At 63.2% G+C, this 21246-nt stretch carries 21 protein-coding genes; 1 reads left to right on the top strand and 20 read right to left on the bottom strand.

The genetic code is table 11. The annotated features are described in order from the left end of the window. Positions 1–54 precede the first annotated feature (54 nt). The 14 genes from NKG60_RS00245 to NKG60_RS00180 all read right to left on the bottom strand — a co-directional run bounded on the left by NKG60_RS00245 (position 55) and on the right by NKG60_RS00180 (position 14247). Positions 55–855 carry a 3-methyl-2-oxobutanoate hydroxymethyltransferase gene (locus NKG60_RS00245; RefSeq protein WP_352973774.1) on the bottom strand — a complete coding sequence of 267 codons (801 nt, stop codon included), beginning with the start codon at positions 853–855 and terminating at the stop codon, positions 55–57. Positions 856–892: 37 nt separating this feature from the next. After that, positions 893–1207, bottom strand: a complete 315-nt coding sequence (locus NKG60_RS00240; protein WP_292167569.1) for a MocE family 2Fe-2S type ferredoxin — start codon at positions 1205–1207, stop codon at positions 893–895. A 44-nt stretch (positions 1208–1251) separates the two neighbouring features. Then, positions 1252–2340 (bottom strand): fatty acid desaturase family protein, encoded by a 1089-nt coding sequence (locus NKG60_RS00235; protein WP_352973771.1) that lies wholly within the window; start codon positions 2338–2340, stop codon positions 1252–1254. Positions 2341–2431: 91 nt separating this feature from the next. Next, positions 2432–3613: an aldose 1-epimerase family protein gene (locus NKG60_RS00230; RefSeq protein ID WP_352973769.1), complete on the bottom strand. Its 1182-nt coding sequence runs from the start codon at positions 3611–3613 to the stop codon at positions 2432–2434. A gap of 70 nt (positions 3614–3683) precedes the next feature. Continuing rightward, positions 3684–4466: an ATP-binding cassette domain-containing protein gene (locus NKG60_RS00225; RefSeq protein WP_352668485.1), complete on the bottom strand. Its 783-nt coding sequence runs from the start codon at positions 4464–4466 to the stop codon at positions 3684–3686. Next, positions 4463–5467, bottom strand: a complete 1005-nt coding sequence (locus tag NKG60_RS00220; RefSeq protein WP_352668413.1) for an ABC transporter permease — start codon at positions 5465–5467, stop codon at positions 4463–4465. The genes NKG60_RS00225 and NKG60_RS00220 overlap by 4 nt, the downstream gene beginning before the upstream one ends. Positions 5468–5528: 61 nt before the next feature. Further along, on the bottom strand, positions 5529–6470 hold the full coding sequence (locus NKG60_RS00215; RefSeq protein WP_023675781.1) for a sugar ABC transporter substrate-binding protein: 942 nt from the start codon (positions 6468–6470) through the stop codon (positions 5529–5531). 37 nt (positions 6471–6507) lie between these two features. Beyond that, the gene (locus NKG60_RS00210; RefSeq protein ID WP_352668416.1) at positions 6508–7422 is read right to left on the bottom strand and encodes a sugar phosphate isomerase/epimerase family protein; all 915 of its coding nucleotides are present in this window, start codon (positions 7420–7422) and stop codon (positions 6508–6510) included. 26 nt (positions 7423–7448) lie between these two features. Continuing rightward, complete coding sequence (locus NKG60_RS00205; protein ID WP_352668417.1) at positions 7449–8552, bottom strand: Gfo/Idh/MocA family protein; 1104 nt, start codon at positions 8550–8552, stop codon at positions 7449–7451. Positions 8553–8587: 35 nt separating this feature from the next. Beyond that, a complete protein-coding gene (locus NKG60_RS00200; protein WP_352973766.1) occupies positions 8588–9649 on the bottom strand; it encodes an ABC transporter ATP-binding protein in 1062 nt (353 codons plus the stop codon). Position 9650: 1 nt separating this feature from the next. Beyond that, a complete protein-coding gene (locus NKG60_RS00195) occupies positions 9651–10742 on the bottom strand; it encodes an ABC transporter ATP-binding protein (RefSeq protein ID WP_352668420.1) in 1092 nt (363 codons plus the stop codon). Further along, positions 10739–11698, bottom strand: coding sequence for a carbohydrate ABC transporter permease (locus tag NKG60_RS00190; protein WP_352564292.1), 960 nt, complete (start codon positions 11696–11698; stop codon positions 10739–10741). The genes NKG60_RS00195 and NKG60_RS00190 overlap by 4 nt, the downstream gene beginning before the upstream one ends. Beyond that, complete coding sequence (locus NKG60_RS00185; protein WP_292661980.1) at positions 11695–12555, bottom strand: carbohydrate ABC transporter permease; 861 nt, start codon at positions 12553–12555, stop codon at positions 11695–11697. The genes NKG60_RS00190 and NKG60_RS00185 overlap by 4 nt, the downstream gene beginning before the upstream one ends. Positions 12556–12633: 78 nt before the next feature. Beyond that, entirely contained in the window at positions 12634–14247 is a 1614-nt protein-coding gene (locus NKG60_RS00180; protein ID WP_352564290.1) for an extracellular solute-binding protein, read from the bottom strand. A 371-nt stretch (positions 14248–14618) separates the two neighbouring features. Here NKG60_RS00180 and NKG60_RS00175 point away from each other — a divergent pair, with 371 nt between their 5' ends. Further along, the gene (locus NKG60_RS00175; protein ID WP_352668423.1) at positions 14619–15650 is read left to right on the top strand and encodes a LacI family DNA-binding transcriptional regulator; all 1032 of its coding nucleotides are present in this window, start codon (positions 14619–14621) and stop codon (positions 15648–15650) included. A 65-nt stretch (positions 15651–15715) separates the two neighbouring features. Here the strand turns inward: NKG60_RS00175 and NKG60_RS00170 are convergent, their stop codons facing one another. From NKG60_RS00170 to NKG60_RS00145, 6 genes are read right to left on the bottom strand one after another with little or no spacing between them, the layout of a single operon-like run. After that, positions 15716–16744 carry an aliphatic sulfonate ABC transporter substrate-binding protein gene (locus tag NKG60_RS00170; RefSeq protein WP_352668425.1) on the bottom strand — a complete coding sequence of 343 codons (1029 nt, stop codon included), beginning with the start codon at positions 16742–16744 and terminating at the stop codon, positions 15716–15718. 39 nt (positions 16745–16783) lie between these two features. Then, positions 16784–17692: an ABC transporter permease gene (locus NKG60_RS00165; protein ID WP_352973761.1), complete on the bottom strand. Its 909-nt coding sequence runs from the start codon at positions 17690–17692 to the stop codon at positions 16784–16786. A gap of 12 nt (positions 17693–17704) precedes the next feature. After that, positions 17705–18541 carry an ABC transporter ATP-binding protein gene (locus tag NKG60_RS00160; protein WP_352973759.1) on the bottom strand — a complete coding sequence of 279 codons (837 nt, stop codon included), beginning with the start codon at positions 18539–18541 and terminating at the stop codon, positions 17705–17707. A 24-nt stretch (positions 18542–18565) separates the two neighbouring features. Continuing rightward, entirely contained in the window at positions 18566–18889 is a 324-nt protein-coding gene (locus tag NKG60_RS00155; protein ID WP_352973756.1) for a 4Fe-4S dicluster domain-containing protein, read from the bottom strand. Continuing rightward, positions 18886–20520, bottom strand: coding sequence for an FAD-binding protein (locus NKG60_RS00150; protein WP_352973753.1), 1635 nt, complete (start codon positions 20518–20520; stop codon positions 18886–18888). Before NKG60_RS00150 ends, NKG60_RS00155 begins: the two co-directional genes overlap by 4 nt. Positions 20521–20571: 51 nt before the next feature. Further along, positions 20572–21159 (bottom strand): thioredoxin family protein, encoded by a 588-nt coding sequence (locus tag NKG60_RS00145; RefSeq protein WP_352973750.1) that lies wholly within the window; start codon positions 21157–21159, stop codon positions 20572–20574. Positions 21160–21246: the final 87 nt, after the last annotated feature.

Raw genomic sequence — 21246 nt, 5'->3', positions numbered from 1 at the left:
CCGAACCGGCCTTTCACGATCCGCCATGGCGCTTCGCGCCGCAGCCGGCGCGTCTCATGCGGCTTCGATCTTCTCCAGGAACAGGCTGAGCTGCTCCGGGTCCATGTGCACGACGTGCCTCTCTTCGGGATAGGCCAGGCTGTTTACATCGGCGACATATTCGGAAAAGGCGGCGATGCGTTCGGCCTGCAGCCGATCGTATTCGGCGGCGAAATTGCGATAGACCTTGGAATGGCGAGGCATGTGGCCACGGTTCTGGCCAAGAATGTCGTCGGCGAACAGATATTGCGCATCGCAGCCGGTGCCCGCTCCCATCGACAACATAATCAGCGACGTGCGTTCCGAAATCGCCTTGGCCACCTCGACCGGCACCACCTCGATCTCGGCGCCGATCGCGCCGGCGGCCTCCAGTTGCTTCACCGCCTCGAACACCTGCATGGCGGTGTCGGCGGTCTTGCCGACGGCCTTGAATCCGCCTGTCCAGGTGGCACGTGACGGGATGAGGCCGACATGGCCGATCACCGGAATGGCGTCGTCGGCCATCCGCTTGATGGTGGCGTAGCCGGCGCTGCAATAGACCGCATCGGCACTGGCCTTGTAGAGCCGGAACGCCCAGCGGACGAAATCATCGGCGGTGCCGATCTCGAAGAAATTCTCACCCGGCATGGTAAACAGGCTGGGTGCCGCATCGCGGTATTGCGGATTGAGCACCAGCTCCGGCGGCACCGAGACGATATCGACGCCGGCGCGTTCGGCGGCCTCGGCCTCGTCCATCGTCAGCACGCGCAGCATGGTCAGCTGCCGCTTGCCCTTCATGGCGCGCAGGTCTGCGACGGTCGGTCTTTTCCGGCTCATGGATTTTGGTCCCCTTTGCTACGTGACAGAAGGCCGGTCAGGCGATCTGGATCATCACCTTGCCAGCTTCCACCTTGACCGGATAGGTCTGCAGATTGACACAGACGGGAGCCCCTTTGGCCTGGCCGGTCTTGTAATTGAAGCGGCCATTGTGCTTTGGGCATTCGATGATGTCGTCCATCACAAGCCCATCGGCCAGATGCGCCTTCTCATGCGTACAAAACCCATCGGTGGCGAAGAATTCATCGTCCGGCGAACGGTAGATAGCGAAGGTGCGGCCGCCATGGTCGAAGCGGATGACATCTTCCTCTTCGACATCGTCCACGGCGCACGCTTCGACCCAATCGGCCATTTCTATCTCTCCTGAAATTTCTGCGTTGCGCTGATGCGCAGTACCTACTCAGCCGCCGCCGACATGTTCACTTCGTGGAACTCGCCACGATAGGGCCTCGCCGTTGGTGGCAGTTCGCGCTTGAGGAAATAATCCTCGTATTTGAGCTGCCTGAGCAGGACAGGCCAGACCTCGCGATAGGCATGCCACATCGATGGATTCGGCGCCGGCAGATCGTGCTTGATCAGTTCATGCAGCCTGGGCAGCGCGTGGTAAGGCACCATCGGAAACATGTGATGCTCGACGTGGTAGTTCATGTTCCAGTAGATGAACCGGCTGATTGGGTTCATGTACACGGTCCTGGTGTTGAGCCGGTGGTCGACGACATTGTCGGCCAGGCCGATATGTTGCAGCAGGCCGGTCAGCACCATGTGCCAGGTGCCGTAGAGGCGCGGCACGCCGATGAGCACCACCGGTATCCACGACCGCATGAAAACGGCGAGCGCGACCGTCGCGATGTAGATGGCGATATGCCAGCGCGCCGCGATGACGGCCTTGTGCTGTTCCATCTCGGGAACGTAGCTTTTCTCGTCGGGCGTCAGCTTACCGAACGCCTGGCGTACCAGCGCCGGAAGCGAATAGCGGAAATCGAGGATACCGGTGAAGGCCAGCGCGGCACGCAAAAGATCCGGCGGGCGCATCACGGCGATCTCGGCGTCGCGGCCGACGATGATGGTGTCTGTATGGTGCCGGGCATGGCTCCAGCGCCAGGTCACCGGATTGCGCATCAGCATGAAGCTGGCGATCTGATAGACGACATCGCTCATCCAGCGCGTGCGGAAGGCCGTGCCGTGGCCGCATTCGTGCCAGCGCGAGTCGCTGGACGAGCCGTAGAGCACGCCGTAGACGAAGAAGAACGGCACGCACCACCAGGTGCCCCAGAAGTAGACGGCGCCGGCGGCGGAGCCGAGGATGGCGACGATCCAGATGATCGTGTCGCGGATCGCCGGACCGTCTGAGCGCTGCATCAACTCCTTGATCGCCTTGCGGGGGACATCCGTGTGGTACCACTCCGCTGAGGCCAGTCCCGTCTCGATCGCCCTGCGCGTGCTCTCGCCGACCAGGCTGTAATCGCGCTTTACCGTGCCAGCCATTGTGACCTCCAATTCCAGCTCGACCGCGAGCCCTCCCCGCTCCGGCCTGAGCCAGCCTCCCAACTGGTGTCCCGTATCCTCTTCGCCATTATCACGACCTGCCTCCAAGAACAGGAAAATGGCCCGACGGCCGCGGGTAGTCCTCTCGCGGCTGTCTGGCAATCGCCGCGATCCGGCTTTCGGCGGCGGCGATCTCGCCAGCGCCGTCGAGAACCCGGAAAACGGCATTGTAGGAGCGGCTCTCGCCATGCTCCAGCCAGATCATCTCGCCGCGTTCGCGCGCCGCCAGATTGCCAAGCACATGATGCGTCGACGGCTCGATCCCAAGCGCGTACTGCCCGGCCTGGAAATTCTGCCATTGATAGGCGCAGGGCAACTGGCCCTTGCGCGTGATCACCTCGAAGCCGAGACCGAGACTGTCGTTGACCACCGCCACAGGGACTTCGCCGGTGCTGTCGGCGCCGAGCTCGTGCTGCCAGACCTGTTCCGTGAATCCCGGTTGCGGCGCCGGCACCGTACGGTACCCGACCTTCTGCGCTTCATAGCGCTCGCCGGCATGCCCGGCCCAGACGACGTCGCGGATCGGCGCCAGGTAGCGCGATCCTTCGTCGAGCACCGGATGACTGACATTGATGTGGTAGAAATACATATGCGGCGTCCGGTTGAAGCCGTGATTGACGACACGGTCCGAAAGCCGGATCTCGTTGCCGCCGACATCGGCCTCGATCCGCCGCAGCAGGTGCAGATCCTCGCCGAAGACGGTCGATTGCTGGACGATGCCTTCGGCCCACAACACACAGCGGTCGCCGTCCCAGGTCTCGCCGTAGCCGGTCAGCCGCGCTGGGATGGTGCTGATGCGGCCATGTAGCGAATGGCGCACCGTCTTCTTCGGCGGGTAGTTGTAGGTGTCGGCGGGTACCTCGTTCATGAACAATATATGGTCGAGGCCGCAGGTCAGCAGAAGACCGGAAAACGACCGCGCCCAGGCCAATCCCTCCTCGCCTTCGTATTCGTGCAGGCCGGGATGGCGAAAGCCGCTCGGCGAATGCCAGCCGATCGCCTGGCCCTTGAAATCGCAATCGGCGATATCGAGCGCCCGGTCGACCAGCGCGGTGAAGCGCAGGCCGGAGCCGGTGCGGAATTCGAGCATGCGGATGCCGCGCTCGACCCCGTCGCCAAGCGTCATCAGCCGCACGCCGGCGAATTGCGACAACATGCCGGAGCGCTCCGAGACCTGCCGGCGCGACAGCGTCTTGCCGTAGAGCTCTACCATGTGACGGCCAGTTCCTTCACTTTGCTCCTGTCCTTCACTTTGCTCCTGTCCTTCACTTTGCTCCTGTCCTTCACTTCGCTCTCGTCTCCTTGAGCAGGGCCGACATGTCGGCGCCGGTGATGATGCTTTCCACGGTCAGCAGATCGGTATCGGCGACCGTCTGCTCGGCGACGATCTCGCCGCGGCGCATAACGATGATGCGGTCGGCGACCTGGAATACGTGATGGATGTTGTGGGTGATCAAAAGCACCGAGTGACCGGCATCGCGCACCTCCTTGACGAAGCGCAGCACGCCGTGCGTTTCCTCGACGCCGAGATTGTTGGTCGGCTCGTCGAGGATTATGACCTTGGCGGCAAATTGCATGGCGCGCGAAATCGCGATCGACTGGCGTTCGCCGCCCGACAGCGTGCTGACCAGCGCATCGGCGTCGAGCTTCTTCGAGATGCCGACGCGCTTCAAAAGTGCCGAGGCAGCATCGCGCAATTGGGCGAGATCGAGCGGCGCGAACACGCCAAGCCATTTGAGGTTGACCGGCTCGCGGCCGAGGAAAAGATTGCGCGCGATGCTGAGGTCCGGTGCCAGCGAGGTATCCTGGTGGATGGTCTCGATGCCGAGATCCATCGCATCTCGCGTCGAGCGGATGGAGACCTTCTGGCCGCGCACATAGATGTCGCCGCGATCGACGGGAAAGACCCCGGAGATCGCTTTGATCAATGTCGATTTGCCGGCGCCGTTGTCGCCGAGCAAGGCCACCACTTCGCCCTCGTTGAGCGTGAAGGAGGCGCTCTTCAGGGCGCGGACGCTGCCGAAGGACTTTTGCAGGTTCTGCAGCCGAAGCACTTCCATGGTCAGCTCCTGGCGGCGTTCTTCTGCAGCAAAGCGTGCAGGATGAGCATGGCAAGTATGATGACGCCGACGAAGATGTTGTAGGCGAGCCCGGGCACGCCGATCAGCACGATGCCGTTGCGGATGCTGCGCAGCATCAGCGCACCGACGATGGTGCCCAAAATGGTGCCTCGCCCACCGGTCAGCGCGGTGCCGCCGACCACCACCATGGCGATCACTTCGAGCTCGTAGCCGGTGCCGGCCACCGGCGAGGCAGCAGAGATGCGGAAGGCGCTGATCATGCCGGCGAGACCGGCCAGCACCGAGGTCAGGATGAACAGCCAGATCTTGACCACATCGGCCGGCACACCGCGCGCCACGGCAGCGTTACGGTTCGAGCCGATAGCGCTGATCCAGTTGCCGAGCTTGGCGTAGCGCAGCACATAGATCGCCAATAGCGAAAGGCCGATGAACCACCACAGCGAGGTATAGAAACGGAACGTTCCGATATTGAAGCTGCCGGCCAGCAGCGTCACGAAGAAGCCTGGCTGGTCCCAGGATTTCAGCGGAAACCCTTGGGTGATGTAAAGCGCTGCCCCACGCACCACCAGCAGCATCGACAGCGTCACCAGGAAAGACGAGATGCCGATCTTGGTGACGATCAGCCCGTTGATCGCACCGATCGCTATGCAGAGCAGCAGGCCGGCCAGCAAGGCCACGCCAATATCAACCCCGCCGTTCTGCACCAGCAGCATGACCACGACCGGCGCCAGCCCGAATACGGCACCGACCGAAAGGTCGAACTCGCCCGCCGTCAAAAGCAGTGTCATGCCGAGCGCGATGATGCCGAGCTCGGGCAGGAACGCCATCATGTTGGAGATGTTGAGCGGCGACAGGAAATTCGCGTCGGCGATCGCGAACACCGCAAGCAGGACGATCAGGATGACGAGCGAAGAGAACTGCGGCGAGCGCATCAGGCTCGACCTGCGTTTGGCACGAGGCAATTCCTCTTCTGCGGCAATAGTCATGACTGCTTGGACCATATCTCAGGGTGACGCCCGCCGCCTGCGCGGCGAGCGTCAGTTCCAATCACTTGTTGTAGAGTTTCAGGATCGGTTCGACGCTCGAGGCGTCGTAGAGGCTGAACGTGTGGATGTCGTAGCCGATCGGTTCGCCAGCGGCGGCCAACCCGAGCAGCGCCACCGGCATGAAGCCCTGCGCTGACGGGAACTGCCAGGCAGCCGCGTTGATGAACCCAGACTTCACTGACTCGGCCGTTTCCTTCGAATTGCCCCAGCCGACGACCGGGATCTTGCCGGCCGGCACGCCGGCGCCGTCGAACACCCGTTTGACGCTGGCCGCAACGGAATCGCCGAGCGCGATGATCGCCGGCGGGTTGTTGGCCACCATGTAGTCGGTCATCTTGGCGATGATGCCGGCCGGATCGGTGCCGCAATCGACCACGTCATATTTGATGCCGAGCGGATCGAAGACGCTGGCAATGCCTTCGGTCTCGAGCTGCTGGTAGCTGGCGCCCGGCACTTCGACCGGCAGGAACACCTTGTCGCCCTGCTTCACCATCTTGTGGTCGACCAGATATTTCGCCCAGATGACACCGGCTTCCTTGAGATCGGCGCCGACATAGGCTTGCCGGCCGGTTGCCGGATCGTCGGTATTGAAGAACACGATCGGGATGCCGGCCGCCTTCGCTGCCTTGACCTCCTCGGTCCACAGGCCGGGCTGCGCCGAGGTGGTGGCAATGCCGTCCGGCTTAGCGGCAAGTGCCGAGTTGAAGGCCTCCTTCTGCGCCGCCATGTCGCCACCGCTGAACGAGATCTTGCAGGTCACCTTGAGCTGGTCGCAGGCCTTGGTCGCGCCGGCATTCCAGTCGATCCAGAAGGCATCCGACGGGCCGCCATGCGACAACAGGTAGAACGTCTTCTGAGCGTCCTGCGCCAGCGCCGGCGTACCCAGCGCCACACCGGCGAGAACGGTCGCCGCGGCCGCGATTTTCAACGCGAATTTCAACATTTCTCTTCCTCCCTTGTTTCGTAGCCGAACCGCGCCATCACAGTCCGTTGGCGCGGAATTTCCCATCGAGGAATTTCTTGGCACGCGGCACGTCGTCTTCCGAAAGATGCTCGATGATGACCGGGATGTTCGGGTGCTTTTCGGCCAGCCGCTTGAGATAGAGGTCGTAATTCAGCGAACCGAGGCCGGGCGCCGGCAGCTCGATCTCGCCGACGCCGCGGAAAGTGTGGCTCTCCAGCGCGTCCTCGTCACCGATGTCGGCGTGCTTCTCCGACTTGTCGCCGCCGGAACGCTTGACGTCCTTGGCGTGGGCTATCTTGATCTTGTCCGTCAGCGTGTCGAACACCTGGTTCAGGATCTGGTCCATCCTGTCGATGTTGTGAGTTTCGAAATAGTTGGTCGGGTCCATCAACAGGCCGAGGCCCGGGTGGTCGACCTGCGCGAACATCCTCACCGTCTCTTCGACCGAGCCGACGACATTGTTGACATAGGTTTCGAGCAGGAAGACCGCGCCGTGGTCATAGGCGGTCTGGGCAAGGTCGGCGATGACCTTGCGGCATTCCTCGAAACCTTCCTCGGTCTTGTTCTTCGGGTGATGCACCCAGTCGGACTCGGTGTTGTAGGTACCGGTTTCCGAGATCACGTAAGGGGTGCCGAAATGGCGTGCGTTGCGGATGATCTCCTTCAGATAGCCGACGCGCCTCTCGCGCTCGCCCAGGTCCGGATGGATGATGTTGGTGTAGCCCGATACGCAGCAGATCGGCAGATTGTGGTCGCGGAACGTATCGCGGACGGTCTTGGCCTTGTCCCTGGTGATCTGCCCGGCGGACAGTTCGATGTCCCTGAAATGCAGGTCAAGCTGCACGGTGTTGAAATCGAGCGCACGGATCTTCTGCGCGGTTTCCTTGAGGCCATACGGGAAATAACCCGTGAAAATACCTGCCTGCATCATGATGTGAAGTCCTCCCTGTAAGTGATTCAGTCAGTTGATATTTCGGAAAGTTTGACTGTCCGGCCCTTGTCGATCGAGCGGTAGCCCGCTTCAACCAGCGCCATGGTCTTGACGTTGTCGGCGACGGACAGCGCCGGCGGCTCGCCCGTCTTGACCGCGTGCTGGAGCTGCTCCATGACGCCGATGAAAGCATGCGGGAACCACATCGTGTCCCAGCTTGGCGTCACCCATTCACCGCCGGTGGTCTCGGTCGACGCATAGGTCAGCGTCGAGGCAGCGCCAGTCGGCCAGCCGATGGTGCCCTTGGCGACGCCCTTGGTGCCGTCTACGCGCCAGTTGATGTGCTGGTCGTCCTTGTAGCCCTCCTGGCGCGGACCGGACCAGACATCCTCCAGCGATACGGCGAGCACGCCGGACGGGAACTTGATCGTCGACACGGTGATGCCGTCCGAATGGTCGAAGCGGGTGCGCGGGTCCTTGCGGGTCAGGGTGGTGATCTCCAGGGGATCGCCGAACAGGAAGCGCAGTACGTCGAGATGGTGGACGCTCATATTGGCGAGCGTCAGCCGGTCATAGTCCTCAAGGAAGCTCTGCCAGTGCGGGATCGCATGCATGTCGATCTGGGCGAAGACGACGTCGCCGAGCGCGCCGCTGTCGATGATCTGCTTCAAGACGCGCATCGACTGGTCGTAGCGCATGTTCTGGTTGACCGAGAGGATCTTGCCTGCGTTGGCCGCCTCGTCGCGAAGCTTGACGGCTTCATCGAGGGACAGCGCCAATGGCTTCTGCGCCAGGATCGCCCTGATATGTGCCTGCTTCAGCGCATGGCGGATCAGCGCCGGCTGCTGGTCGGGCGGAAAGGCAAGATCGATGATCTCGACGTTCTTGTCCTCGATGAGCTGTTCCGGCGTGTCGTGGACGGTCGGGATATCCCAGCGTTTGGCGACCTTCTCGGCGCTGGCCTTGGTCCGCGAGGCAATCGCCACCACCGGGAAACCGGCTTCCTTGTAGGCGGCAAGGTGACATTCGGCCATGATCATGCCAGCGCCGACGCAGCCGATCCTGTATTCCCTGGTGCGGACTTTAACGTCCGGCTCGAAGCCGTTGCCCGCTATTTCTTCGCTTGCCATATGTTCCTCCCGAAGCTCGTTCCTTGCAGCCGCCGTCATCTTGCCAGCGCTCCCCCGCTTTGCCCGAAATAGTACACCCTGCCCGGCTCGCAGGATATCGCCACCATCGCGTCCGGCCTGATGTCCGGCTGGCCGCGCAACAGCGCCCGCAGACGCGCCTGCCCGGCGGCGAGCGTCACAACGGTGTAGCCGCCGAGCGGCTCGACCTCGAACACTCGCGCCGGGCGGCCCGCGCCCCCCTCCGCCCAGGCCCTAACCTTGATGTCTTCCGGCCTGAGTCCAATTTCCACGGCATCGGCCGGGGCGCCGGTATCCGCGATGCGGATCGTGCCTTCCGCCGCCTCCACGCCTTCAGCGCCGTGCACCGATTTCAATATATTCATCATCGGCGAGCCGAGCAGCCGCGCTACATAGGTGCTGGCCGGCCGGTCATAGATCTCGGCAGGCGCGCCGATCTGCCTGATCTTGCCGCTCTCCAGTATGGCCATGCGGTCGGCGACCGACATCGCCTCTTCCTGGTCGTGCGTGACATAGATCAGCGTCTTGCCGAGCTCGCGCTGGATGCGCTTCAGCTCGACGCGCGTCTCCTCGCGCAGCCTGGCGTCGAGCGCCGAGATTGGATCATCCATAAGATACGCGACGGGATCACGCACCAGCGCACGGGCGATCGCGACACGCTGCCGCTCGCCGCCTGAAAGCTGCGCCGGCGGCTTGTGCAGGATATGGCCGATATGCAGCTTAGCCGCGACATCGGCGACGCGTTTTTCGATCTCGGCTTCGGCGACCCGGCGTTCGACCAGCGGAAAGCGGATGTTGTCGCGCGCGCTCATATGCGGAAACAGCGCCAGGTTCTGGAACACCATGGCGACATTGCGCTCCGCCGGCGACACCGTGTTGACCGGCTTGCCGCCAATCAGGACCTCGCCCATGTCGGGGGTTTCCAGCCCAAGCACCAGACGGAGTATCGTCGACTTGCCAGACAGCGGCGGCCCGAAGAAGCAGAAGAACTCGTTGTCGTTCACCGCAAACGACGCATCGTCGACGGCCAGCGTGTTGCCGTAGCGCTTTGTGACATTGCGAAAGACGATATCGGCCATCTCAAGCTGCTCTCAACGCAACGCCAGCGGCGGCGTCGAAGACGCGCACCGCCTCCGCCGCAGGCGCGACGACGGCTGTCTGCCCGATCGCCAGCCCGACATCATTGTCGAACACCGCCTTCACCGCAGTCTCGCCCTCGCCAAGATGGATGATGGTGCGCGCGCCGATCCGCTCGACGAAACTCACCGGCATGGAGAGGCCACGGCCGCCTTCAGTCAGCGTCACCTGCTCCGGTCGAAAGCCATAAAACACCTCGCCGCGCATCCGGCGTGCGGCATCGGCGATCTCGACCGGCAGCGGCGGCGTCGCCCCGAGTGGGCCAAGATCGATGACCAGGCCACGGTCGCTTTCCGCCGGCCTGCCCTTGAGCAGGTTCATGCCCGGCGCGCCGATGAAGCGGGCGACGAAGACATTGGCCGGGTTGTTGTAGACTTCCAGTGGCGTGCCGACCTGCTGCAGCACGCCATGGTCCATCACCGCGATGCGATCGGCCATGGTCATCGCTTCGAGCTGATCGTGGGTGACATAGACCATGGTCTGCCGGAACTGCCGCTGCAGCTGCTTCAGTTCGGTCCGCATCACCGCCCGGAAGGCGGCATCGACATTGGAAAGCGGCTCGTCGAGCAGGAAGATCGCCGGCTCCATGATCGCCGAGCGGCCGATCGCCACCCGCTGCAATATGTTGACCGACAGCCTGTCCGCCTTGCGGTCGAGCAGCGGCGTCAGCTGCAGCATCTCGGCAATGGCGCCGACACGGCGGTCGATCTCGGCCTTGGGTGCGCCGCGCATTTTCGGCCCGTAGGCGAGGTTCTGCCGCACGCTCATATGAGTGAAGATCGCATAGTTCTGGAAGACGAAGCCGACGCCGCGCCGCCCCATCGGCACGCCGGCCATGTCGCGCTCGCCAAACAGGATCTTGCCGCTGGTCGGCTCTTCCATGCCGGCGATCATGTTCATCGTCGTCGACTTGCCGCAGCCAGACGGCCCGAGCAGCGCCATGAACTCGCCGTCGGCAATGGCCAGGTCCATCGTCTTCAGCGCGGTGAAGTCGCCGAATTTCTTGACCAGGTTCTGCAGATGGATGGTGCTCATGCCGCCACCTCGCGCACCCGGGCCATGCGTTTCATGGCAAACACCGCGGCAATGGACAGCACGATCAGTATGGCCAGCGCGATTGCCGCCACATAGCCCCAGATCAGGTCCTGAGTGGTGAGCTTGTAGATGTAGACGGAGATGGTTTCGGTAGCGACGCCGGGACCGCCGCCTGTCATGATATAAAGAGTGTCGAAGATCTTGAAGTTCTCGATCACCCTGATAGCCAGCGCGATGATGATGATCGTCTTCATCTTCGGCAGCACGATGGTGACGAAGCGCTGCCACGGGTTGGCGCCGAGCAGCGTCGCCGCCTTGATCTGGTCCTCGGGCACGCCGACCAGGCCGGCAAGCAGGATCAGGAACATCAGCGGTGTCCACTGCCAGATGTCGGCGACCATGACCGCGATGAGCGCCAGCGTCGGGTCCGACAGCCAGGCGATGGTGACGGGAGAGCCTGAGATCGCCGACAGGATGTCGTTGACCGGTCCGCCTGACTGAAACAGCATGAAGAACATATAGCCGGCCACCGCCGGCACCACCATCATCGGCATCAAGAGGATCGAGTAGAATATCCGCTTGCCGGGAAACTCGTCGGCAAACAGTGTCGCGAGCGCGAGGCCGAGCAGGAACTCCGCCGGCACGCAGACGATCATGACGATGGCCGTGCGCTTCAGCGCACTCCAGAAGCGCGCATCGGCGGCAAGGTCGGTGTAGTTGGCGAAACTGTTCCACATCGACCAGGCGTTCCACCAGCCGGTGCCCGACAGCGGCGACCAGTCGGTGAGGCTGATATAGAGCTGCATCAACAACGGGAAGACGGCGATGAACAGCACCAGGATCTGCGCCGGTAGGGTCAGCCGGAAGCCGAGCCGTGCGCCCTCGTCCGGCAACACCGACGTCGCTTTAGAGGCCTGCATGTCGCCCTCCGAAATCGTGGCTGTCACCGCGCTCATTGCTTGAGCGCCCCGAAGGTCAGCCCGCGAACCAGGTGGCGCTGGATGGCGATCCCCATGATGACAGGCGGCACGGCGGCGATCAGGCCGAGCGCTGCCTTGGCGCCGTAAAGCTGTCCGGTCATCGAGGAGGACAGCGAGGCCATGTAGACGGGGACCGTCACCCATTCGCGCGTCGTCAGAAGCAATGCAATCAGATAGTCCGACCAGTTGAGGATGAAGACGAACAGCGCGGCACTGGCCAGCGGCGCGCGCATCATCGGCAGCGTGATGCGGGTAAAGACGCGCCACCGCGAACAGCCCTCGACCAGTGCCGCCTCCTCGATCTCGCGCGGCATGTCGTCGAAGAAGGTCTTCATCAGCCAGAAGGCGAAAGGCAGCGTGACGATGCCATAGATCAGCGACAGCCCCCACCAGCTGTCGGTGAAGTTGAGGAAGGCCCACATGATCATCACCGGGGTCATGACCGCCATCGGCGGAAACAGGCGAAGCTGGATCAGTGCCAGCGGCAGGTTCTGGCCCGAGCCGAAGCGCGACAGCCCATAGGCCGCCGCTGTGCCCGCCGACATGGCGATTGCCGTGCCGAATGTGGCCGACAGCAGCGACGACAGGATCGGCTTCAAAGCTGTGCGGTCGAGCGCGACGATCAGATTGTTGGTCGATTCACCGAAGACGAAGCGGAAATTGCTGAGTGTCGGGTTCTTCGGCCACCATGTCAGGTCGGCGCCGGTCGCCGACCATTCGGCGATCGGCTTGAACGCCATCGACACCATCCACAGGATCGGCACCAGCGTCACCGCCATCGCCGCAAAGATCGCGGCATAGCGGAATATCTCGAAAGGAACTGAACGCTTCATCTTGCGGCTTTGCTGGGTCCTTCGTTGCCGAGGGGAAGGGCGACCGCTCCTCCCCTTCTTGGTAAGATCCTGCAAGGATCAGGCGATCGGGTCGAGGACGGTCGGCCAGGCCTCCTTGTTGGTTTTGATGGCCTCGAGAAGCTTCTCCTCGCCGGTGCGGCGGGCAATCTTCTTCCACTCGGCCTCGGTGTCGGCCATCGCCTGCTCGGCTGTCTTGGCCTTGGTCAGCGCGGCGACGAGGTTCTCGTCCAGCGCATTGTGGAAGGCGGTGGCGCCGGGATAGTTGATGGTGGGCACGGTGCGGGCGACCGTCTCTCGCACCACGTCCATGTGGTAAGCATGATAGGTCTGGCGAACCAGCGGATCCGAGAAATCCGATAGCCGGAACGGATCGAAGTAGCCGCCCGGATTGGCAGTCATCCAGGCGTAGATGCGGCTTGAACCCAGCCACTGCAGGAACAGGTAGCAGGCCTCCGGGTTCTTGGCTTGCGAGGACACCGACGCCGATAAATTGAGCCACAGCACCGACCGGCTGACCAGCTTGCCGTCGATCTCGCGGCCGGGTGGCAGCATCGAGCCGATCTTGCCGGTGACGGCTGAATCCTTGTTGCCGGCATTGTCGAGGAATTTCGGCAAATTGGAGAAGGCGCAGGTCATGGCCGCACCGCCCTTGGCGAAATTGCCGTACTGCTCCGGCCAGCCCCAGGAGATCGCATCCGGCGAATGATGCGAAAGCGACGCAATGTACTCGTTGGTCGCCGCGATACCTTGCTCCGAATTGATCAGCGGCTTGCCGGTATCGTCGAACAAGAACTGATTGGGCGAAGCCATTGAGACATAACGCTGATACCAGTTGGTGTAGCCCCAACCCTGGTTGCGCAGATCGGTCGAGCCGAACAAGCCCTTATCCGGGCGCTGGAAGAAGGCCGCGATCTCGTCATGCTGCTTCCAGGTCTTCGGCGCCGCCAGTTCATAACCGTATTTGTCGGAGAAGGCCTTCTTCTCGTTTGCGTCGCCGAACAGATCGGTACGGTAGACCCAGGTCTGAAAGTCGCCATCCAGCGACACGCCATAGGTCGAGCCGCGATACTGATTGAGCAGCGAGACGCCCTTGGCGCCGTCGACATAGCCGCGCTCGGGATCGTCCCATTCCGGCTTGTATTGCGCGACGAAGTCGTCGAGCTTGAGGATGCCGCCGGTTTCGGCGAGGTCGCCAAGGCGGTTCCATTCGACCGCGTAGATGTCATACGCCCCACCCTTGGTGGAGATGTCCTGCATCGTCTTGGTGAATTCCTGGCCGTTCGGCACACCGACGATCTCTAGCGGAATGCCGGTTTCCTTCTCCCAGAGATCCTTGATCGACGGCGCGCCGGCCGGAAACGGCTGGGTTAGCTGGCCGATCGAGCCGTCGGACAGGCCAAGTACGATCTTGGCCGGCGCCTTGCCGGCGCCCTTCATCGCCTTGGCCGCCTCGATGGCGCGGCCCTCCGGCGTATCGGCGCCATACTGATAGCGCTCCGAGCCGTCGAAGCCCGTTGGGCCACCGATCATGCCGGGCGCCAGGGCATCGGCCGCATAGGCACGGCTCGGGCGAATGAATTTCGGTGCAATACCTGCGGCGGCAACAAGGACTGCCGCCTTTCCACCGGACGCCAGCAAACGGCGCCGCGACACGCGGATCAAATTCGACATTGGAACTCCTCCCTCAGGGCCTTGTTCCTCCACGGCCCTATGATGGATATTGACGGCACTATACGAAGGCTGTCAACATCATAAATAATCAAGATACATCATAACATCTCATGGGAGGGGAGGAATGGCGTTTGTGAAGGCTCTCACACTGAAGCCGGTGCTTGAATTTGAGGGAGCCCGGCTGCCCACCTCCCGGCTTTGGTCCGCTTCGGCATTTTGGTGTAGCGCAGCGGCTTGCGCATCGGCCAAGGCCGGTTACATCATTTCCCATCAGAATCATGGGCGGCGATGAAGCCGCTCTGCGACATCGGACCCATGAAATGCGTAATCTCGATGCGCCGTTGGTGCATTTTGGAATGAGGTGATCGACAGTGCGGTCCACCCTGACAGACATAGCCCGGGAAGCCGGCGTTTCCGCCGCCACGGTCGACCGTGTGCTCAACAACCGCGCCGGGGTCAGGGCGCGCACCCGCGAGGTCGTGCTCGAAACGGCACAGCGGCTTGGCTATATCGCTGAAAATTCGAATAGTCCGAGCTCGCTCAACGCGCTGCGCAGTGAGGTCATAAGGCTCGATTTCGCCCTGCCAGCCGGCACCAATTCCTTCATCAAGATGCTGCACCGCCAGATTGAGGCGCAGGCGCAGGCGCGGCCGGACCTCGACGTCCGCGTCGCTACCATCGAAGGTTTCAATCCGGACCGGCTTGCGCGTCTGCTGCAGGAACTGCACGGGCAGACTCAAGGCGTCGGTGTGATCGCGCTCGACCATCCAACGGTGCGTGAGGCGATCCGCTCGCTTTCGGCCAGCGGCGTCAAGGTCGTCACCATCGCTTCCGACATCCTGCATGTGCCGAGGGTTGCCTATATCGGCATCGACAACCGCGCCGCCGGCCGGCTCGCCGGCTACCTGCTCAACCGCTTCATGGGCGCCGGGCGTCCGGGCAAGGTCGCGCTGTTCGCCGGTTCGCTCTCCTATCGCGGCCACGAAGAGCGCGAGATGGGCTTCCGCCACATACTGACGGAAGAATCGCCCAATCTGCAGATCGTCGAGATGCGCGAAATGCTCGATGACCGCGAAAAAGCCTATTCGGAGGCCTCCGCCCTGCTGGATCGGCACCCGGACCTGGCCGCCATCTACAATGTCGGCGCCGGCAACACCGGCATCGCCCGCGCACTCAAGGAGCGCGGGCGCGCGCTGTCGACGGTCTTTCTCGGCCATGAGGTGACGGAAGGCACCAAGGAGCTTCTGCTCGACGGCACGCTCGACGCGGTCATCGACCAGAACCCGCGCGTCGAAGCCCGCGAGGCACTCAACACCTTGACGCACGCGGTCAGGGGGTTGCCTTACGAACTGCACCAGCCACGGCTGCAGGTGATCTTCAGGGAGAGCATCCCGGAGATCTGAACGGAACCTTTAGGGATGAGAAAGGCCGCGCCGACTGGCGCAGCCCGCTACATCGTCAAGCAACGCTACTGGACGGCGGCGACTTCCGCATAAGCGCCGTCGACAAAGCTCTTGTCGACCCATTTGCCATAGTCGATCGACCCCTTCAGCAGCCCGGCGCCGGCCATGAACTTCTCCTCGCCCTTGAGCGCGGTGATCGCATCGTCGGTGAGCTTCGGGTCCTGGTAGAACAGGCCCTGGCTGTACGTCTTGCGCACGGATTTTTCCGACGACTTGGTTGCCTCGACGAAGGTCTTGATCGTCTCACCGGGGTGGGCGTCGGCCCAGCGCGAAATCTCGATATCGACCTTCAGCAGCCGCTTGATCAGTTCCGGGTATTTCGCCGCGAAGGCGCCGTTAACGGAGATGACGTTCGGCACGTTCCATTCCGGATGGGTGCTGGTGTCGTAGAGAACGCGGGCCTCTCCGGTGTCGACCAGCTTGGCCGCCGTCGAGTCAGTCTCGACGATGGCATCGATGTCACCGCGCAGCAGTGCCGGCCCTGACGCCTCGAAGGGTAGGTTCAGCCCTTCGACGTCGCCCGTCGTCAGGCCGACGCTGTTCAGCGCCTTGCTGAAATTCGAATGCCGTACGGTGCCGGTGAGATATGCGACCTTCTTGCCCCTGAGATCCTGCAATGTCTTTAGTGGCGAGTCGGCCTTGACGATGATGGAGGAGCCGCCAGCCTTCACATAGCTCGATAGGCCGATCAGCTTGACGTCGGCTCCAGAGGCAGCGACGCGCAGCGCTGGATTGTTGCCGGTATAGGCGACCTCGATCGCCCCGGTCGCCAGCGCTGTGGTCGCCTCGGAACCGCCATTGAAGGTCACCAATTCGACCTTGATGCCGTCCTTGGCGAATGCCTTCTCCCACCAGCCGTCCTGCTGGGCGAGGATGAATTTGAGGTGCCCCGGCGCTGTGCTGCCGATGCGGATGACATCGGGCTTGTCTTGCGCGAAGCCAGGGGCGACGAAGCCAATGGCGAGACCGGCGGCCGCGACAAGAACGCTCTTGAGCAGCAAGCGGCGAAAGGCACTGAAAAAGATCTTGGACACCTGGAATTCCTTTCCAATTGGCGTGAATTGGTTGCCTGTTTAAATCGGCGAAGCTTCCGACTGGCCCTTCCAGGCAGTTGCCCAGCGCTCGAACCCGACGAGCAGGTAGTTGACGGCAAGGCCGATGACGGTGAGGGTCAGGATGCCGGCATACATATCGGCCGTTTCCATCATCAGTTGCGAGTTTTGGATGAGGAAGCCGAGGCCGGATTTGGCGGCCAGCATCTCGGCGCCGATCACCGCGAACAACGAGGATTTCACGCCGAGCCGCGCGCCGGCGACGATAGAGGGAATACTGGCCGGCAGGATGATTTTCCGGAACAGGTCGAAGTCGGACGTGCCCATCGAGCGCGCCGCCTTGATCAGCAGCGGATCCACCGACTTAACGCCGCTGATCGTGTTTACGAGGAGGAAAAACACCGAGGAATAAAAGGTGATCGCCACCTTCGATTCCTCACCGATACCGAGCAGAAGGATGAACACTGGCAGCAGCGCGAACTGCGAGGTGTTGCGCAGTGTCTGCACCAAAAGGTCGGAGACCTTCTCGAACAGCGAATAGCGCCCCATCAAAAGCCCGAGCGGGATGGCCACGACCACGCCAAGCGCGAAGCCTATGGCCGCTCGCTGCAGGCTGATGCCGATATGCTCGACCAGCACGCCCGAGGCGAGCAGATCCCACCACGCGACCAGCACCTCGCTCAGCGGCGGGAAGAAGATGCGGTTCAGCCAGCCGAGCCGCGGCGCGATTTCCCAGGCGAGGAAGAATAGACCGAGCAGCGGAAGGCCATAGATGAAGGTGCCGAAGCTTGCTCCTCGCTTGCGCCTGACCGCGGGCGTAGCGCTGCGGGCCTTGAGTGCCGGAACCCTGGCGGCTACCATCGCCTCACCGGCTCCGGCAAACGGATGAAAGCCGCCGGCGGGGCCAAACTTTTCGGTCAGATAGGCCATGGCCCTAACTCCTCAGTGGCTGAACGCCGGCGACAGCGTCCAGTTCTCCTGCGCCTTGTTGACTTCGTCGCGCAGCGCCTCCCAGACACGGGCGCGGTGATGGTTGAAGGCAGCACTTGCGCGGATGTCGCCGTCGCGCGGCCGCGGCAGGTTGATATCGATGATCTCCTTCACCGTGCCCGGACGCGCGGTCATCACCACTACCCGGTCGGCCAGAAAAATCGCCTCGTCTATCGAATGAGTGACGAAGATCACCGTCGTCTTGATCTTGCCCCAGATCCTGAGCAGTTCGCCTTGCAGGATTTCGCGGGTCTGCTGGTCGAGGGCGGCGAACGGCTCGTCCATCAGCAGCACTTCGGGATTGCTGGCCAGCGCCCGGGCGATCGCCACGCGCTGCTGCATGCCGCCTGAAAGCTGGTTGGGAAACCGATCCTCGAAGCCCGCGAGGCCGAACAGCGATAACAGATGGCGGGCCGTGGCGGTTCGCTCGGCTTTGGCGACGCCACGCACTTCCAGCGCATATTCGATGTTGGCCAGCGCTGTGCGCCAGGGAAACAGCGCATATTGCTGGAACACGTAGCCGGTCTTGGGGTCGGGTCGGGTAATCCGCCTGCCGTCGAGCTGGACGCCGCCGCTGGTCGCTTGCGTCAGCCCGCCGATAATATCGAGCAGCACCGACTTGCCCGAGCCGCTCGGCCCGACCAAGGTGATGAACTCGCCGGTGCGGATGGCGAGATCGACGCCGTCTAGCACGATAACGCGGTCGGTCGCCTCGCCGTCGACGGTAACGAATTGTCCCGGCTTGAGCTGAAAAGTCTTCTTGATGTTGCTGACGACGATGCGGTCCATGTCTCTACTCCGGTCGTCTCTCCGTCACTGCGCCACGCGGATGCGGTGCGTCGGGTCGAACTCAGAGCCGCCGGCCTTGCCGCGCTGCCAGCCGAGCGCGCGGGCATAGCTGCCGAACAGATGGCGCGCTTCGACCTCCATCTCGCTGATGCCAGTCGGCCCTTCGGCGAACTCGGCCACATAGAGCGCATCGGTCGGGCAGTAGATTTCGCAGAGAAAGCAGGTCTGGCAGTCTTCCTGCCGCGCGATAACCGGCACGCCGTCCGTCGCGTCGAAGACATTCGCCGGGCAGACCTTGACGCAGATGTCGCATTCGACGCAGCTCGTGGCCGAGACGATCTCGATCATGACGCCAGCTCCGCCAGCCGATCGGGTGCTCCGGCGATGCGGAAATCATCGACGCCGGTGATCACCAGCCGGTGCGCAAAGGCGGGGTTCTTGCTCGGAAGATCGGTGCGGCGGTGCATGCCGCGGCTCTCGCTGCGATGAAGCGCGGCAGCGACGGACCAGCGCCCGGCAGCAGCAATAGACGCCGCCTCGCGGGTGCGTATCCGCTCCAACCCCTCGCCTTGCAGATGGTCGCGCACGTCGCGCCAAACGCTCTGCAGCCGCTCGCCGCTTTTTTCGAGACCAGCACTGGTGCGGAAGAAATTCTTGTCCAACGGCACGACTTCCGCGCGCACCGTCTCGATGATCTCGTTGGTGGCGATATCGGCACGCGGCAAAGCCGCCGGGCGCAGGCCGGCTTGGCCGAGCGGCTGGACCTCGCTGCGGAACGCCTTGCCGGCGCGGCGCCTGGCATGGGTCGAAGCGCCTTTGCCGGCCCACCAGCCGCTGGCCAGAGCCCAGGACGAATTGACGGCGCCGCCGCCCGAAACCGCGCCTGTCATGATCTCGCGGCTGGCGGCGTCGCCGGCGGCGTAAAGACCAGGCACGCCGGTGCCGCAGTCGTCGGACACGATGTCGATGCCGCCAGTACCACGCACAGTGCCTTCGGCGCGCAGCGTGACGCGGAACAAATCGTTGAAGGGGTCGATACCGGCACGGTCATAGGGCATGAAGCAGTTCGGCTGGCCCTGGCGCAGCCAGCGTTGCAGCGCGAGCTCGGCCTGGTCGAGCCGCGCATAGACAGGCCCCTCGATCAGAGCACGCGCCACTTCCTCCTCGCGGTCGCCGATGCCGTTGCGTAGCGGCTCACCGGTCGGGCCGAGGATCGGCGAACCGTCCTCGCGGTGGAATGACGCCCAGCGGAACGGCAGGCCCTTGTTCAGCGACGAGCCATGCGGTGCCAGCGTGTACTTGCCGGTGAACTCCATGCCCGACAGGCTGGCGCCGGCTTCCGCCGCCATCAGGTAGCCGTCACCGGTCAGCCCGCTCGAGCCGAGGATGCGTTCGCGGAAGGCGCAGCCGCCGGTCGCCAGCACCACCGCCTTGGCATCGACCCGCCAGTCGCGCTCGACCTGGCGGCCGACGCCGGCAGCACCGACGACCGCATCGCCGTCCGACAGGAGTTCGAGCGCCGGATGATGGTCGAGCACGGTGATGCCGGCCAGCAGCACCTTGCGGCGCATGAAGCGCATGTAATCCGGTCCGCGCAGATTGGCGATGTAGAGCCGCCCGTCATCCTCGCTCGGAAACGGATAGCCCCATTCGGAAAGTTGCAGCAGATTGCGGTACGCCGTGTCGAGGCAGCGAAGCATCCAGCGCTGGTCGGCGAGCTCGCCGGTGCGCTGCCAGCGCCGCTCGACCACCGCGTGCCTGTTGTCGCCCGGCGGCACGCACCAGGTGCCGGTGTTCGACGGTGCGGTAGCGCCGCTGGTGCCGAGATAACCCTTGTCGGCCAGCACCACGCTCGCCCCGCTTTCAGCCGCCGCGATGGCCGCCCAGGCGGCTGACGGGCCACCTCCCAGCACCAGTACATCGGCGGCAAGATGCAGCCTTTCGGGCGCGGATCGAATGGCTGTCGTGGTCTTCGGCATGATCACTCGCGGAAAGGGAGTTGGCGGCGGGCTAAGGGCGGCAGGTTCGGCTCAAGCCGCCCTGGAGAACCACACCGGCTCGTTGCCGGCGCTCCACTTGATGTTGCAGCCGATCGACGGCACCTGGTCGGCGGCAGGCGTTTCGCCCTTCAGCACCGCGTTGACGGCGACGCGCAGATCCACCCCCGTCACCGGCCTGCCGTTGCCTGGCCGGGAATCGTCGAACTGGCCGTGATAGGCCAGCCGACGGTCGGCGCCGAACAGGAAGAAATCGGGCGTGCAAGCCGCGCCATAGGCTTTCGCCGTCTGCTGCGAAGCGTCCTTGAGATAGGGGAAGGTATAGCCGAATTCTTCGGCCTGCTCGCCGATGCGGGCCAGCGTCTCCTCGGGATGTGCTTCATGGTCGTTGGCGTTGATCGCCACCACCTGCAACCCCTTGTCGGCATAGTCCCTGGCGAACGCCGCGAATTGCTCGCGGATCAGCAAGACGAACGGGCAGCGATTTGAGATGAAAGCCACTAACAGCGCCGGCTTGGTTTCGAAATCCGCGAGCCGGTGCAACACGCCACTGGCGTCCGGCAGCAGGAAATCGGCAGCTCTGGTTCCAAGGTCGATAGGATTCGATTCAGTTTTCGGCATCGATGCTCTCCCTTTGGGCGCCCGGCATTGCGGCATTCTCGCCTTGTAAGGCTTGGGCGAATGCCACGGCCGCTACAAATTCACTTT

Source organism: Mesorhizobium sp. M1428, assembly GCF_040317515.1.
Classification (GTDB): Bacteria; Pseudomonadota; Alphaproteobacteria; order Rhizobiales; family Rhizobiaceae; genus Mesorhizobium.
Note: the sequence above shows the minus strand (reverse complement) of the source record. Positions and strands in the feature narration are given on the sequence as shown.

What these genes read in the sequence shown, in the direction of transcription:
- NKG60_RS00190 (WP_352564292.1), bottom strand. Translation starts at nt 11,698, where the DNA reads ATGAGCGCGGTGACAGCCACGATTTCGGAGGGCGACATGCAGGCCTCT.
- NKG60_RS00185 (WP_292661980.1), bottom strand. Translation starts at nt 12,555, where the DNA reads ATGAAGCGTTCAGTTCCTTTCGAGATATTCCGCTATGCCGCGATCTTT.
- NKG60_RS00195 (WP_352668420.1), bottom strand. Translation starts at nt 10,742, where the DNA reads ATGAGCACCATCCATCTGCAGAACCTGGTCAAGAAATTCGGCGACTTC.
- NKG60_RS00200 (WP_352973766.1), bottom strand. Translation starts at nt 9,649, where the DNA reads ATGGCCGATATCGTCTTTCGCAATGTCACAAAGCGCTACGGCAACACG.
- NKG60_RS00220 (WP_352668413.1), bottom strand. Translation starts at nt 5,467, where the DNA reads ATGACTATTGCCGCAGAAGAGGAATTGCCTCGTGCCAAACGCAGGTCG.
- NKG60_RS00205 (WP_352668417.1), bottom strand. Translation starts at nt 8,552, where the DNA reads ATGGCAAGCGAAGAAATAGCGGGCAACGGCTTCGAGCCGGACGTTAAA.
- NKG60_RS00145 (WP_352973750.1), bottom strand. Translation starts at nt 21,159, where the DNA reads ATGCCGAAAACTGAATCGAATCCTATCGACCTTGGAACCAGAGCTGCC.
- NKG60_RS00215 (WP_023675781.1), bottom strand. Translation starts at nt 6,470, where the DNA reads ATGTTGAAATTCGCGTTGAAAATCGCGGCCGCGGCGACCGTTCTCGCC.
- NKG60_RS00160 (WP_352973759.1), bottom strand. Translation starts at nt 18,541, where the DNA reads ATGGACCGCATCGTCGTCAGCAACATCAAGAAGACTTTTCAGCTCAAG.
- NKG60_RS00240 (WP_292167569.1), bottom strand. Translation starts at nt 1,207, where the DNA reads ATGGCCGATTGGGTCGAAGCGTGCGCCGTGGACGATGTCGAAGAGGAA.
- NKG60_RS00235 (WP_352973771.1), bottom strand. Translation starts at nt 2,340, where the DNA reads ATGGCTGGCACGGTAAAGCGCGATTACAGCCTGGTCGGCGAGAGCACG.
- NKG60_RS00165 (WP_352973761.1), bottom strand. Translation starts at nt 17,692, where the DNA reads ATGGCCTATCTGACCGAAAAGTTTGGCCCCGCCGGCGGCTTTCATCCG.
- NKG60_RS00155 (WP_352973756.1), bottom strand. Translation starts at nt 18,889, where the DNA reads ATGATCGAGATCGTCTCGGCCACGAGCTGCGTCGAATGCGACATCTGC.
- NKG60_RS00150 (WP_352973753.1), bottom strand. Translation starts at nt 20,520, where the DNA reads ATGCCGAAGACCACGACAGCCATTCGATCCGCGCCCGAAAGGCTGCAT.
- NKG60_RS00245 (WP_352973774.1), bottom strand. Translation starts at nt 855, where the DNA reads ATGAGCCGGAAAAGACCGACCGTCGCAGACCTGCGCGCCATGAAGGGC.
- NKG60_RS00230 (WP_352973769.1), bottom strand. Translation starts at nt 3,613, where the DNA reads ATGGTAGAGCTCTACGGCAAGACGCTGTCGCGCCGGCAGGTCTCGGAG.
- NKG60_RS00210 (WP_352668416.1), bottom strand. Translation starts at nt 7,422, where the DNA reads ATGATGCAGGCAGGTATTTTCACGGGTTATTTCCCGTATGGCCTCAAG.
- NKG60_RS00180 (WP_352564290.1), bottom strand. Translation starts at nt 14,247, where the DNA reads ATGTCGAATTTGATCCGCGTGTCGCGGCGCCGTTTGCTGGCGTCCGGT.